Source organism: Hoylesella timonensis S9-PR14 (assembly GCF_000762405.1).
Classification (GTDB): Bacteria; Bacteroidota; Bacteroidia; order Bacteroidales; family Bacteroidaceae; genus Prevotella; species Prevotella timonensis_A.
On the sequence record NZ_JRPQ01000271.1, the window covers coordinates 1 to 598 of the forward strand.

Below are 598 nucleotides of genomic sequence, written 5' to 3' on the forward strand. Positions count from 1 at the left end.
TCAAAACCTGCAGTGTCTTCAATCGACGCTGCATATCCAACAGAAGAGCCTACAGATGCTACTGGATAGGTGTCCTTAATGTAATCAGAGAACTCTATCAAACGCACGGAAGATAATCTTTTCTGGTTGTTATAACCAACATTCAAGATTCCGAGCTTGCGCAACTTCAGAAGACAATCTTTTATATTGACGGCAGAGATGCCAGTCGAAGTACTGATTTTCTTAAGGTCAAACCAAAATGGATCCTCGTAATTCTCATTTTCTGAGTAGGTATGAAGAAGTATATGAAGATAAACATGAAGAACCTGTGCATTCACAAAGAAATCTTGGTAGTCAAGGTCATAATACAGCTTTACCCAGCCACCTCTTATATTTTCCAAAGCCAGAAACTTTGAAAAATCACGAACGGTGATGATAACACCATTGCGTCGTAAGGAAGCTACGTGGATAACGCCCGCTGCTTTCAGCTTATCCAAAGAACGGCGAGCTGACTTTCGGCTTATCTCCAAGAATTGCATGATGTCTTTAATAGAGGTACGAAACTGTCCTCTCATCGTAATTTGGTCAAAGTAAGGTTTATCCTCTCTTTGAGCATTCA

General features: G+C 40.5%; 1 pseudogene. It reads right to left on the bottom strand.

The features are described from left to right. A pseudogene (locus tag HMPREF9304_RS12620) lies at positions 1 to 598 on the bottom strand (HTH domain-containing protein); the annotation flags it as partial.